11 protein-coding genes are annotated in these 13,116 nt (G+C 49.7%); 4 read left to right on the forward strand and 7 right to left on the reverse strand.

Annotated elements, in window-relative coordinates:
• Positions 1-7: 7 nt before the first annotated feature.
• On the reverse strand, positions 8-1,942 hold the full coding sequence (locus ACYP03_RS16605; RefSeq protein WP_459781126.1) for a PrkA family serine protein kinase: 1,935 nt from the start codon (positions 1,940-1,942) through the stop codon (positions 8-10).
• Between the two features lie 526 nt (positions 1,943-2,468).
• Between ACYP03_RS16605 and ACYP03_RS16610 the strand changes: the two genes are divergently transcribed.
• The gene (locus tag ACYP03_RS16610; protein WP_248141064.1) at positions 2,469-2,849 is read left to right on the forward strand and encodes a VOC family protein; all 381 of its coding nucleotides are present in this window, start codon (positions 2,469-2,471) and stop codon (positions 2,847-2,849) included.
• 50 nt (positions 2,850-2,899) lie between these two features.
• On the opposite strand, the gene ACYP03_RS16615 is transcribed toward ACYP03_RS16610, so the two are convergent.
• Positions 2,900-3,772 carry a D-hexose-6-phosphate mutarotase gene (locus ACYP03_RS16615; RefSeq protein WP_459781129.1) on the reverse strand — a complete coding sequence of 291 codons (873 nt, stop codon included), beginning with the start codon at positions 3,770-3,772 and terminating at the stop codon, positions 2,900-2,902.
• A gap of 116 nt (positions 3,773-3,888) precedes the next feature.
• The gene (gap, locus tag ACYP03_RS16620; RefSeq protein WP_248141060.1) at positions 3,889-4,884 is read right to left on the reverse strand and encodes a type I glyceraldehyde-3-phosphate dehydrogenase; all 996 of its coding nucleotides are present in this window, start codon (positions 4,882-4,884) and stop codon (positions 3,889-3,891) included.
• A 345-nt stretch (positions 4,885-5,229) separates the two neighbouring features.
• Here gap and msrB point away from each other — a divergent pair, with 345 nt between their 5' ends.
• Positions 5,230-5,619, forward strand: a complete 390-nt coding sequence (msrB, locus tag ACYP03_RS16625; protein WP_248141059.1) for a peptide-methionine (R)-S-oxide reductase MsrB — start codon at positions 5,230-5,232, stop codon at positions 5,617-5,619.
• A 28-nt stretch (positions 5,620-5,647) separates the two neighbouring features.
• On the opposite strand, the gene ACYP03_RS16630 is transcribed toward msrB, so the two are convergent.
• Positions 5,648-6,460, reverse strand: coding sequence for a DUF2989 domain-containing protein (locus ACYP03_RS16630; protein WP_248141058.1), 813 nt, complete (start codon positions 6,458-6,460; stop codon positions 5,648-5,650).
• Between the two features lie 282 nt (positions 6,461-6,742).
• Here ACYP03_RS16630 and ACYP03_RS16635 point away from each other — a divergent pair, with 282 nt between their 5' ends.
• Positions 6,743-7,042, forward strand: a complete 300-nt coding sequence (locus tag ACYP03_RS16635) for a YeaC family protein (RefSeq protein WP_330959084.1) — start codon at positions 6,743-6,745, stop codon at positions 7,040-7,042.
• Between the two features lie 31 nt (positions 7,043-7,073).
• Here ACYP03_RS16635 and ACYP03_RS16640 read toward each other — a convergent pair whose 3' ends face one another.
• The 3 genes from ACYP03_RS16640 to sppA all read right to left on the reverse strand — a co-directional run bounded on the left by ACYP03_RS16640 (position 7,074) and on the right by sppA (position 10,843).
• Positions 7,074-7,748: a glutathione S-transferase family protein gene (locus ACYP03_RS16640; protein WP_256549295.1), complete on the reverse strand. Its 675-nt coding sequence runs from the start codon at positions 7,746-7,748 to the stop codon at positions 7,074-7,076.
• A gap of 111 nt (positions 7,749-7,859) precedes the next feature.
• A complete protein-coding gene (gene ansA, locus ACYP03_RS16645; RefSeq protein ID WP_248141054.1) occupies positions 7,860-8,873 on the reverse strand; it encodes an asparaginase in 1,014 nt (337 codons plus the stop codon).
• 116 nt (positions 8,874-8,989) lie between these two features.
• Positions 8,990-10,843, reverse strand: coding sequence for a signal peptide peptidase SppA (gene sppA, locus ACYP03_RS16650; RefSeq protein ID WP_459781133.1), 1,854 nt, complete (start codon positions 10,841-10,843; stop codon positions 8,990-8,992).
• 214 nt (positions 10,844-11,057) lie between these two features.
• Here sppA and ACYP03_RS16655 point away from each other — a divergent pair, with 214 nt between their 5' ends.
• Positions 11,058-13,073 carry an oxidoreductase gene (locus tag ACYP03_RS16655; protein WP_459781135.1) on the forward strand — a complete coding sequence of 672 codons (2,016 nt, stop codon included), beginning with the start codon at positions 11,058-11,060 and terminating at the stop codon, positions 13,071-13,073.
• The last annotated feature ends 43 nt before the right edge of the window (positions 13,074-13,116 follow it).

Here is a 13,116-nt window from a genome sequence, read left to right on the forward strand (position 1 = left end):
CCATCTTTTACGATGACTTACGTACGCGCAGGTACCATTCGGACAGCAAGCGTACTTGTTTGCGGGTATAGCCTTTTTCCATCATGCGAGCGACGAAGTCGTCGTGTTTCTTCTGCTCATCTGTGGATGTTTTGGCATTGAACGAGATAACAGGCAGCAGTTCTTCCGTATTCGAGAACATTTTCTTCTCGATGACGGTGCGCAGTTTCTCGTAACTGGTCCAGTTCGGGTTTTTACCAGCATTGCTCGCCCGGGCACGCAACACAAAGTTGACGATCTCGTTCCGGAAGTCTTTCGGGTTACTGATACCGGCAGGCTTCTCGATTTTCTCAAGTTCGTTATTCAGTGCAGCACGGTCAAACAGCTGACCGGTTTCCGGATCTCGGTATTCCTGATCCTGAATCCAGAAGTCGGCATAACTGACATAACGGTCAAAGATGTTCTGGCCGTACTCAGAATAAGACTCCAGATAAGCGGTCTGAATCTCTTTGCCGATAAACTCGACATATTTAGGGATCAGATAGCCTTTCAGGTGTTCCAGGTATTTTTCCGATAGTTCTTGCGGGAACTGCTCTCGTTCAATCTGCTGTTCAAGCACATAGAAGAGGTGAACCGGGTTCGCAGCCACTTCGGAGTGATCAAAGTTGAATACCCGTGACAGGATTTTGAAAGCAAAACGGGTCGACAGACCTGACATGCCTTCATCCACCCCCGCGTAATCACGATACTCCTGGTAAGATTTGGCTTTCGGGTCGGTGTCTTTCAGGGTCTCACCGTCATACACTCGCATTTTCGAGTACGTACTGGAGTTTTCCGGCTCTTTCAGGCGCGACAGCACAGAGAAGCGGGCCAGAATATCAAGGGTGCTTGGTGAACAGGGTGAGTTAGCCAGTTCACTGTTTGTGAGCAGTTTTTCGTAGATCTTAATTTCTTCCGACACACGCAGACAATAAGGCACTTTCACGATGAACACACGGTCCAGAAACGCCTCGTTGTTTTTGTTATTTCGGAAGGTCTGCCATTCTGATTCGTTGGAGTGAGCCAGAATAATACCGTCAAAAGGCAGGGCAGACAGGCCTTCGGTACCGTTATAGTTCCCTTCCTGAGTTGCAGTCAGCAGCGGGTGCAGCACTTTCAGCGGTGCTTTGAACATCTCAACGAATTCCATCATGCCCTGATTCGCTTTACACAGCGCACCTGAGTAGCTGTAGGCATCCGGGTCATCCTGGGCGAAATGCTCCAGCTGACGGATATCCACTTTACCGACCAGAGATGAAATGTCCTGGTTGTTTTCATCCCCTGGTTCTGTTTTGGCAATACCCACCTGATGCAGAATCGACGGACGAACTTTGACAACCTTGAATTTAGTGATATCACCACCGAACTCTTTCAGCCGTTTGGCTGCCCAGGGTGACATGATTGTGTTCAGGTACCGTTGCGGGATACCGTATTCTTTGTTCAGGATGTCTCCGTCTTCCTGCGGATCAAACAGGCAGAACGGATGATCATTGACCGGGCTGTGTTCGCCGTTGGCAGTCAGTACATAAATAGGTACTTTCTGCATCAGACTTTTCAATTTTTCAGCCAGTGAAGATTTACCACCACCGACCGGGCCCAGCAGATACAGAATCTGTTTGCGCTCTTCCAGCCCCTGAGCAGCATGTTTCAGGTAAGAGACGATTTGTTCTATTGAGTCTTCCATACCGTAGAAGTCTTCGAACGTTTTATAGCGCGAGATGACCCGGTTAGAAAAGATACGGCTCAGCCGTGGATCTTTGGCCGTATCGACCATTTCCGGTTCACCAATAGCCATCAGAAGACGCTCTGCGGCGTTCACGTAAGCACTGCGATCGTTACGACAAATCTCAAGGAATTCTTGCAATGAAAGCTCTTCATCCTTGGCTTCTTCATAGCGATGACGATAGTGGTCAAAAATACTCATGGTATGCCCCCTGAATCGTTCTTCAATCATTTAGAAAGGACGAAATCAACTATCTTTCACATCCCTCTTAACTAAGACTAGACCTAACTAATTAATTTGCTTCAGTGAGTGATTGGTTTTGCTATAAATTTCGCGGATTCGGAATTCACAGACAGGCGAAAAAACAACCAGCTGTTAAAGTTACTATCCTCCTATCCCTCGGGAACTGCAAGCTATCTTGTTCAAAAATGCATCAGCTCAGTAAGTGTGAAATCGGTTCAGAGGTGATTTAGTTATCAAAAAGAGTGTTACAGCGAGGAACGGTTCTTCGGCGGCACTATATCTGGTTTCGGTATGTCGCTGTGGCGTAAAGTGGGGAGCACTCAAGGGATCTCAGTGGAAGATGGTTTTTTAGTTCTAAAGTTTGTTTGGATGTGTGCCTGCAGGGTGGGGTGTATGACAAGAGAGAACCGATTGCTTATTTTTTGAGCTGAATCAACAACTCTGACATAAGCTAGAAATGTGTAGCTTGAGGGGAGGGTTGTTCATGCCAATTTCACGGGTTGATACGGTGTCAATTCCGGTCTCGGATCAGAGCCAGGCGCTTCAGTTTTATCGTGATGCACTGGGATTTGAATTGATCAGGGATCATCAGGGAGACAGCCATAAGCGCTGGATTCAGCTGGCACCTAAAGGCGCAGAGACGACGATTAGCCTGGTAATGCCTTTCGGGGGAATGCGGGCCGGCTCGGTTCAGGGGTTGGTGGTTCATACCGATGATATCACCTCGACCTATGATGAATTGACGAACCGCGGGGTCAGCTTGTCAGAGATTGTTACTTTGATCGGTGGACGGTTTGCAACCTTCTCTGATCCGGATGGCAATGGATGGGTGCTGATTGAAGCAAGCACGACAATGCTGGCCTGAAAAACAGGCCAGCATTAAACTGGTTCAACCCTGAAATTGAGTCTGTATTCTTAATCCGCACTGATTTCTGTCGTGATGTTGTGCGACTGGCCCGGGGCGAGAGTGATCCCCTGATCGGCCAATGCGGATTCCACACAAAGCATGGTGATGTAGCCATCCTGTGTCATGTCAGCCATGCCTGCTGAGGCCTCTTGCCACGGATTCCACACGACCGCACTGTTATGTCCGCTGTTTTTGACGGTCAGCCGACGGTAGTGGGGGGGATCTTCAACCATTATGGATGGTTCCGATTCAGGATAGAGGCGGTCCACGGCATCATCAATCATAAGTGTTCCATTTGACGGAAAACGCTGATTCCCAGCCAGGCTATCGGTGTACTCATTCCCCAAACCGGTCAGTTTAGCCTGGGTGATATCCCCGACATTCAGATAAGTATGAAGTGCACCGGACATCGTCCATGGACGGTAATCTGTATTGGTACTGGTGATCTGAACTTTGAGTCTTTCGCCCAAGTCAAAATGAAGCCGGCTGAGAAAGCGGAAGGGCCAGATAGCGTGTGTTTTCGGCGAGTCATGCAGCGTCAGGGTAACTGTCACGCCTTGTTTATGATCATTGAAGCTTTCCAGTTGCCACAGGCTGGTTCTTGCAAAACCATGGGAAGGACTGGCCACTTTACCAAACCAGGGCCAGCAGACCGGAATACCACCACGAATTGCTGAGTGACCAGAGAAATCGGCCGCTTCGCTCATCCAGATGACATCTTCATGCCCTTTGGGACGGAAGCTCAGCAGATGGCCACCGAACAGTGAAATTGCAGCCTGACATTGCGGGTGGAGGATCCGAACTACGTCGATGCCGTCCAGCCGGCACAGACTGATGTGTTCTGAAAGCACTTTTGTTGTTGGGAGTTGACGTAAGTTCATCGTGTTTCCTTCATAAAGCCAAGAAATGTGCTGAACTCAGCTATCTGTCTGCGCGTTCTGGGCGTCAGATAGCAAAAAGGCGGCCAACAGCCGCCTTTTGAATCATCGTCTAAGGATTACTTAGAGATGTGAGCTACCAGATCCAGTACTTTGTTTGAGTAACCGATCTCGTTGTCGTACCAAGAAACGATTTTCACGAAAGTATCAGTCAGTGCGATACCTGCGTCAGCATCGAATACAGAAGTACGTACTTCACCGATGAAGTCCTGAGAAACAACTGCATCTTCAGTGTAACCCAGTACGCCAGACATCTCAGCTTCAGAAGCGCGCTTCATTTCAGCTTTGATTTCTTCGTAAGTTGCAGGTTTTTCCAGGTTTACAGTCAGGTCAACAACAGATACGTCTGCAGTTGGAACGCGGAATGCCATACCAGTCAGTTTGCCGTTCAGCTCAGGAATTACTTTACCTACAGCTTTTGCAGCACCGGTTGAAGATGGGATGATGTTCTGAGAAGCACCACGGCCACCACGCCAGTCTTTCGCAGAAGGACCGTCAACAGTTTTCTGAGTTGCAGTCGTTGCGTGAACAGTCGTCATAAGACCATCTTTGATGCCCCACTTGTCGTTCAGAACTTTCGCGATAGGTGCCAGACAGTTAGTCGTACAAGACGCGTTAGAAACGATGTCCTGACCTGCGTAATTTTCGTGGTTCACACCCATAACGAACATTGGCGTTTCGTCTTTAGAAGGACCAGTCAGAACAACTTTCTTCGCACCAGCTTCGATGTGTTTACGTGCAGTCTCGTCAGTCAGGAAGATACCTGTTGCTTCTGCAACAACATCAACACCGATGGCATCCCACTGCAGGTTCGCTGGATCGCGTTCAGCGGTAACACGTACAGTCTTGCCGTTGACGATCAGGTTGCCGTCTTTTACTTCAACTGTGCCTTTGAAACGGCCGTGAGTTGAATCGTACTTCAGCATGTATGCCATGTATTCAACATCGATCAGGTCGTTGATACCAACAACTTCGATGTCATCACGCTCTACAGAAGCACGAAAAACGAAACGACCGATACGGCCAAAACCGTTAATACCTACTTTGATAGTCATTATGTTGCTCCACAACTTAATTTCTAATGAAAGATAACTGGTAGTAAAATTACATAATCTCACGCGGGTCTGCAAGCAAAAACAGACCTCAAATTGTCTTTAATCAAAAAACTTTCGGATTTTTATTACAATCCGGGACGAAGGCTGAAAATAGCCTGTGAAAGTGCTGGCAAAGTAATCAGTAATGTTGCTCAGTTTTAATTTAGTACCCGAAATATAGATGGATATGCTTAAATGCAATGTTTTGGTGTAAAAACCTTTCGAGCAAAAGTATGTGCCATGGTTGCGAAAATTGGCAAATTTAAAGTGAGACGGGTTTGGGGAATTGTGTTAGCAGGATAGTGAATGACTTTTAAATCAGAAGCTTACTGGAAGGATAGATTATCCGACGAGCAATATTATGTCTGCCGTGAAGGCGGCACAGAAGCACCATTCTCAGGCACGTTATTGCATAATAAAAAAACAGGGATATATCACTGCATTTGTTGCAGTGTTGCATTATTTCATTCTGAACAAAAATATGATTCTGGTTGCGGGTGGCCGAGTTTCGATGCGCCGGTTAATTCCAGTGTAATCCGTTATTTAAATGACACCAGTCATGGGATGAAGCGAACTGAAATTCGCTGCGTTGCATGCGATAGTCATTTGGGTCATGTATTTGATGACGGGCCGGTAACCACCGGGGAGCGTTACTGTGTTAATTCGGTCTCGCTGGAATTTTGCGAGCAGGAATAGCACTTACACTCCCCTGTGATAAATGGGTTCAGCCTGAAGTTGAGGCTGCCTGAAGGCTGGGGAGTGCGTTCAGGTTTCTCTCGACAGTGATACTGTTGAAGTGACCAGTACTCAGACTCTGAATGATATTGTCAGCCTGCAGGTCAAGATGAATTTTATCTTCCGGAGGCATCGGGTAAAGGCGTGCGAGAGTCTCCGCTTTTGCAACGGGAAGGCCCATCAGGCTGCCAACCCGTGACCACAAATAGGCTTCAGCCTTATCCCCGCGCTGATGAGCTTGTGTCGCCAGTGTGAGAATAATATCTGGTTTGATCTGGTTTTTACCGTGATAAAGCTCTAATGCCCTGAGCAGAATTTTTCGGGTTTTGTCTTTATCTATATCGGTATAAAAAGAGGCCAGTGCCAGTTGTAAATCCGGCGTCTGCAGTTTTCCGGATCCTTCCAGTTTCAAAAACTCTGCTTTGGCTTCATGAATGCCCCGGCTCCAGCGATCATAAATGATTTCGGGTTCCTGAGAGCCAGCAAGTTCTTCGGTCAGTTGTTCGACGATTTCATAGCTGTTGACCAGCGCGGTTGCCCGGTTTGATTTTCGTTCTTTGTAGCGGGTCGGTTCAATTTCAGCCGCATACTCCAGACATCCCTGATAGGTACGGGTATACTGAAGCGTATGAAATTTCTCGATATCTGTCGGTGTCTTCATTTGTTTGTAGCGTTGCCAGATCAGATCCGTTCGCTGAATACGGCACTGGCCATCATTATTATTCAGGCCTTCGCAAAGCTGGGGATAAGCAGCGCAGAGGCTATCCGTCGTTTTAAATTCATCCTGACAGGCGGATAACATCAAAATAGCTGATAATAAAAACAATAGGTTGCGAGCTTTTGGGCCTGAGGTGGTCATGTGTGGTGCGTTGCTCATCAGTTGGATCACTACATTCAAGAATACCCTAATAAAAGACGGCAGAAACGGGTCAAACAGGAAGAAAAATGTGACTTGGCTGCAGTGTGATCACGAAAACAAAAGAAAACTAAAATATCGTGGTCACTTGACTGACCGGCTCAGGTCATTATCGTAGCCCTACCATTGCGGAGTTGCCCGAAACCGGGCGAAAAGAGGAGTAAGGTAATGGATGTTCAACAGATCCTGGCGGCAATGACGCCTGAGGTATATCAGCGACTGCTGGCTGCGGTTGAAACCGGAAAATGGGCGGATGGCACCCCGTTGACGGAGGCACAGAAAGAATCAACCATGCAGGCGGTCATGTTATATCAGTCACGCCACAATGCGGATGCTGAACATATGACAGTTGCTGCCGGCGGGGAAATCCGCTTCAAGTCCAAAGCCGAACTGAAACGTGAGTTTGCGGTTGAAGATTCCGAAACACCTGTCGCCGATATTGCCCGCTTCCCGCTCAACGAAAGTTAAGCTTTTTCAGCCCCTGTTTTAACTGACAGAATCAGGATTCTGCAATAGTGAATGAGACAGGGGCACAGTAAAACCCGCTGAGTTCATGGTCTTCTTCCGTGATGAGGTTCGCGATCCAGGGTTCCTGCTCAATCCCCGCCAGATAAGCTTCCAGTTTCGGGTAATGATGGTTCAGCCTTAACCCGGCCATCCAGCCGCTTCGAAAAATACTCCAGAGTGAGATTTCTGCCATCGAGAAATGTATGGAGATGTACCCCGTGTCCGGTATTTGTTCTTCCAGATATCTGAGCACAGGCGGCAAGTGATACTGCAGACAGTCATCGATTGCTTCCTGATCGATTTCTTTTTTCAGAATCTGGCCCCGGAGTATCCGCTGATAAAACAGGACGCCGGCCAGAAGTGCACTCAGACGTGTATCCGCATACTCTTCCAGCCATCTGACTTTGGCCCGTTCCCCGGCATCTCCCGGGTAAAGTGGCGGGACGGGGTAGAGATCGTCCAGATAATGCGCAATCACCGTAGAGTCAATAATGGTCAGGCTGTCATGCTCCAGCACGGGAACTTTGCCCATCGGATGGCGTTTATGTGCCAGCTCTTTTTCAAGGTAGGGGTTGAGTGGCTGTAACTCATAGCTCAGCCCTTTATAGGATAAGGCCAGCATGATTTTTCTGACGAACGGAGAGATAGATGCGCCATGCAGAATCATAATCAGCGTTACTCATAACCGGTGGACGAAATTGTTATAAGTGTAGCTGAGATATAAAAAGAGCCGCTTCAGGCGGCTCTTTGAATTCAGATGATGTGATGCAGACAGCGGTCAGCGACTCAGCTCACCCCGGAGATCCTGCTGCATCAGTTCGCGCACTTTTTCCGTTGGCAGGTTCTGGCTCAGCAGATAATGCAATTTTGCCAGCGCGGCCTCCCGGGTCATGTCAAAACCGCTGAGCACACCAGCATCTGCCAGAGCACAGCCGGTTGCATAGCCATCCATGTTGACCTTTCCGGACAGGCATTGTGTCAGGTTCACCACAATCACGCCGCGGTCGCTGGCTTCTTTCAGCTGAGCCAGCAGTTCAGGATTCTGCGGGGCATTCCCAACGCCGAAGGTCAGCAAAATCATCGCATTGACGGGCTGACGCAGGGTGTTACGGATCACTTCAGGAGAAATCCCCGGATACATAGTGATCACACCAATTGGCTGGGGGGTGATTTTCTGTACGTGGAAATCCCCTTCCGGCTGCTTGTTCAGAATTGCAGTCTGTTTCACCTGAATGTTGATCCCGGCTTCGATCAGCGCAGGCAGGTTGGGTGAAATGAAAGCATTGAAGCCATCCGCATGCGCTTTGGTGCTGCGGTTACCGCGAAGCAGCTGGTTATTGAAGAATACCGTGACTTCGTTGATCGGATAATTGGCTGCCAGATGCAGGGCATTCAGCAGGTTGCTCTGGCCATCTGAGCGCAGCTCAGCCAGCGGGATCTGAGAGCCGGTTACAATCACAGGTTTGCCCAGATTTTCCAGCATAAAAGACAATGCAGATGCGGTGTAGGCCATGGTGTCCGTACCATGAAGAATCACAAATCCATCAAATTTGTCGTAGTTGGCCAGAATGTCATCTGCAATGCGCTGCCAGTCTTCAGGCGTCATGTCTGAAGAATCAATCAGAGGCGCATATTCATGGATCGTAAAGTCAGGCATTTCGGCGCGGTGAAACTCCGGCATGCTCTGTAGTTGCTGTTCCATAAAACCGGCGACAGGAATGTAGCCATGGGCTGATTTCTGCATGCCTATGGTGCCGCCAGTGTAGGCGATATAGATATGTTTTTTTGTCATTTGAGTACGGGTACAGCGTTGATTTGATGGTAGCAGCATTATACGGCGAAACGGGATGAAAAAAAGCCCGGTGAGACCGGGCTTTCAGGACTTTTCATCACGCTGAACAGGAAAGCTTAAATCCCTGTGCTGTTACAGTTGAGGCAGAAAGCATATTGCCCTTTCGGATCGTTAAAGCTGTTCAGACTGTTCACATCAGTTGCGATTTGACGGATTGCCGGTTGGAGGGCTGCCGGCATCTGGGTTGCAACCATCTGGCTGACTTTGACACTGGCTTCTGAAGTCATGTCCTGAAGCAATTGCTCTAACGGGCTGAGCGGCAGATCGATCCAGCGCAGTTCATAATCATCCAGTTTGGCCAGTTTTGCTGCCGAAACAATCGCATCATCGAAATCACCCAGACGATCGACCAGTCCCAGCTTCAGCGCATCCTGACCGGTCCAGACACGGCCCTGTGCAATCTTGTCAGTCTCTTCCAGCGAGATGTGGCGATTTTCACTGACCAGACTGATGAAGCGCTGATAGCCATTTTCGATACCCAGCTGGAAAATTTCCGCGACATCTTCCGGCAGTCCGCGGGTGATACCGATGCCTGAAAATGGGGTAGTTCCTACGCCATCACTGTAGACACCGATGTTTTCCAGTCCTTTTTCAAAGGTGGCCAGAATGCCGAAAATACCGATTGAGCCGGTGATGGTGGTTGGCTGAGCAATGATCTCGCTGGCACTGGAGGAAATCCAGTAACCGCCGGATGCAGCCAGGCTCGACATGGAAACCACGACAGGTTTACCAGCCAGTTTCAGGGCATCCACCTCATTGCGGATGACTTCAGAAGCAAATGCGCTGCCGCCCGGGCTGTCGACACGAAGGATGACCGCTTTGATGTCATCATCCAGTCGGGCCTGACGCAGCAGTGCTGCTGCAGTATCACCACCGATGCTGCCCTGAGCCTGCTGGCCATCGACAATCGCACCGCTGGCAACGACGACAGCAATCCCGTTTTTACTGGGCTGGAACGGGCTGCCGACTGTCGGCTGGTAATCGTAGTAGCTGACTTGATTGAAGCCGTGATCACCATCGCTGCCGAATTCTTTGATGAACTGCTGGCGCAACTGGGTACGATTGATCAGCTCATCTACCAGCCCCATTTTCTGACTCAGCCGGGCAAAGTCGCCCTGAACACTTTTCAGCTCACTGACCAGAGCTTTCACTTCAGGTGTCAGGATACCCGCATCAATCTGTCGATTGCGGGCGACATCTTGCGTGTAGGCATCCCACATCTGGTTCAGCCAGACTGTATTTGCTTCGCGGGCTGCGTCAGACATATTGTCCCGGGTATAAGGCTCCACAAAAGATTTGTAGGTCCCAACCCGGAAAACATGCGTGGTGACGTCCAGTTTTTCCAGCAGGGTCTTATAATAAAGCGAGTAGCTGCCGTATCCCGTCAGCATGACCCCGCCATCCGGAGACATGTAAATTTTATCGGCGTAGCTGGCCAGATAATACTGGCTCTGGCGGAAGTGATCGCCCATTGCGTAGACAGGTTTTCCAGCCTGCTTGAATTCTTCAATGGCTTTAGCGATATAGCGCAGTTTGGTCAGACTGGTTTCCGGCATTCCTTTTAAATTGAGGATCAGGCCGGTAATTTTATCGTCCTTCGCTGCTGCACGAACGGTGTCTACGATATCGAACAGGACGTTTTCCTGAACAGGAACCTGCCCCAGTGCACTGTCAACAACCTGATCAAACGGATTGACGTAGCTACGCTTTTCTACAATTGGGCCATCCAGATCCAGCACCAGTGCAGCTTTGTCCGGCAGGGCTGGCGCTTCCGCACCTTCCTGAAATGCAAAGATAATAATCCCAATCAAAGCGAGAAATAACAGATTGAAAAATAACTGGCGGGTGAAACTGAGCAGTTTCCAGCATCCGCGCAGCACTTTAGCAATGCCTTTTAATAGTACTTTCATGGCCTTTCCCGAAAATGAATCTAAGTGCCTATCCTAACTGAGACACTGTACGAATACCTAATACTAGCTTTATTGCGACCTAAAAAGCACGGGACGAAAACAGGAAGGTGAGTGATGTTTGTTGAGATTATGTAAACAGCTGTTTGAATGACCGTTAACCCTATGCTATATAGGTGGTCTGACCTTATAAAAAATGAATGAGAAAAGGGAAGCTATGGACAATGTTACCTACCCGCACTTGCTGGCACCTTTGGATCTTGGCTTCACACAGCTGAAGAATCGGGTGCTGATGGGGTCTATGCACACCGGTCTGGAAGAAGCTCATGATGGCTTTAAAAAGCTGTCCGCATTTTATGCCGCCCGCGCCAGAGGTGGGGTGGGATTGATTGTAACCGGAGGATTTTCACCGAACTTCCGGGGCCGGCTGACGCCGCTCAGTGCTGAATTCAGCAGTGGCAGGGCCGCCAGAGCGCATCGGGCGATTACCGATGCTGTGCATCAGGAAGGCGGTAAAATTGCCCTTCAGCTGCTGCATGCTGGTCGTTATGCGATGCATCCCTTTGCCGTCAGTGCATCAGGTATTAAAGCACCTATCTCAAAGTTTACCCCGAAGGAAATGAGCCGCCGCCAGATCCTCAAAACCATAGATGCATTTGCACGCAGCTCTGAACTGGCCCGGGAAGCCGGATATGATGGCGTGGAGCTGATGGGATCGGAAGGCTATCTGATTAATCAGTTCATCTGTCAGCGTTCCAATCACCGGACCGACGAATGGGGCGGCAGTTATGAAAACCGGGTCCGTTTCCCGATCGAACTAGTGAAAGCAGTGCGTGCCCGTGTTGGGAAAAACTTTATCATTATTTTCCGTCTGTCGATGCTGGATCTGGTCGAACAGGGCAGTACTTATGATGAAGTTGTTCAGTTGGCGCAGGCTTTAGAGGCCGCCGGAGTTACGATTTTAAATACCGGGATCGGCTGGCATGAAGCGCGTGTACCAACGATCGCGACCCAGGTACCGCGGGCAGCGTTTAGCTGGGTGACGGAAAAGCTCAAAGGTAAGGTCTCGATTCCACTGGTGACCTGTAACCGGATTAATACCCCTGAAGTGGCCGAGTCGATTCTGTCATCGAATCAGGCTGATATGGTATCCATGGCCCGGCCGTTCCTGGCTGATCCGGACTTTGTGGTGAAAGCAGAACAAAACCGATCTGATGACATCAATACCTGTATCGGCTGTAATCAGGCTTGTCTGGACCATGTTTTTGCTGGCAAGCGCGCGAGCTGCCTGGTGAACCCGCAGGCCTGTTACGAGACCGAGCTGGTTCTGGCACCTGCGGTTCAAAAGCGCAGAGTTGCAGTGGTCGGGGCCGGTCCCGCGGGTCTGGCATTTGCGACCGCTGCGGCTGAACGTGGTTTTGATGTCGACTTGTTTGAAAAGAATGATTATATCGGTGGCCAGTTTAATCTGGCGATGCAAATACCGGGTAAGGAAGAATTCCGCGAAACGATCCGCTATTTCAGCCGTCGTCTTGAGCAGACGGGTGTTCATGTCAAGCTGGGTCAGGCAGTCAGCGCTGAAACGCTTCAAGGTTATGATGATGTGATCGTCTCGACCGGCGTGAAACCCCGTATTCCGGCGATCCCCGGGCTGGAAGACAGTGATAAGGTCATTGATTATCAGACCCTGATCCGGGATAAAGTGCAGCTGGGACAGCGGGTGGCTGTCATCGGGGCGGGTGGTATCGGTGTTGATGTCTCCAGTATGCTGACCGAACCTCAGGATACCTCACTGGAAAGCTGGCTGAAGGACTGGGGAATTGATCAAACCATCTCTCATGCCGGCGGTCTCTGTCCGCCACAAAGCGAGCATAGTGAACGTCAGGTCTGGCTGTTGCAGCGTCGTCCGGGCAAAATGGGGAAAGGACCGGGTAAAACAACGGGCTGGATCCACCAGAAAGTGCTGCAGAAGCGTGGTGTGGAAATGTTGTCCGGAGTCAGTTACGACAAGATTGATGCACTGGGCTTACATATTACAGTTGAAGGCCAGCAGCGGGTTCTGGAAGTCGATCATATTGTGCTGTGTGCCGGTCAGACCTCGGTTGAGGTGCTGTCGGAGCCGCTGAAAGCGCTGGGCGTTCAGGTACATGTGATTGGCGGTGCTGAATTTGCCGGTGAGGTCGATGCCAAGCGGGTGATCCGCCAGGGAACTGAGCTGGCAGCACGCCTGTAAACAGACCATGTTCCAGATGAAAAGAGGTTCCCCCGGGAGCCTC

It is taken from the genome of Photobacterium sp. R1 (genome assembly GCF_054600795.1).

Coding starts and splice junctions, on each gene's coding strand:
- ACYP03_RS16605 (WP_459781126.1), bottom strand. CDS start 1,942: ATGAGTATTTTTGACCACTATCGTCATCGCTATGAAGAAGCCAAGGAT.
- msrB (WP_248141059.1), top strand. CDS start 5,230: ATGACTTTTAAATCAGAAGCTTACTGGAAGGATAGATTATCCGACGAG.
- ACYP03_RS16635 (WP_330959084.1), top strand. CDS start 6,743: ATGGATGTTCAACAGATCCTGGCGGCAATGACGCCTGAGGTATATCAG.
- ACYP03_RS16640 (WP_256549295.1), bottom strand. CDS start 7,748: ATGATTCTGCATGGCGCATCTATCTCTCCGTTCGTCAGAAAAATCATG.
- ansA (WP_248141054.1), bottom strand. CDS start 8,873: ATGACAAAAAAACATATCTATATCGCCTACACTGGCGGCACCATAGGC.
- ACYP03_RS16610 (WP_248141064.1), top strand. CDS start 2,469: ATGCCAATTTCACGGGTTGATACGGTGTCAATTCCGGTCTCGGATCAG.
- sppA (WP_459781133.1), bottom strand. CDS start 10,843: ATGAAAGTACTATTAAAAGGCATTGCTAAAGTGCTGCGCGGATGCTGG.
- gap (WP_248141060.1), bottom strand. CDS start 4,884: ATGACTATCAAAGTAGGTATTAACGGTTTTGGCCGTATCGGTCGTTTC.
- ACYP03_RS16630 (WP_248141058.1), bottom strand. CDS start 6,460: ATGTTATCCGCCTGTCAGGATGAATTTAAAACGACGGATAGCCTCTGC.
- ACYP03_RS16615 (WP_459781129.1), bottom strand. CDS start 3,772: ATGAACTTACGTCAACTCCCAACAACAAAAGTGCTTTCAGAACACATC.
- ACYP03_RS16655 (WP_459781135.1), top strand. CDS start 11,058: ATGGACAATGTTACCTACCCGCACTTGCTGGCACCTTTGGATCTTGGC.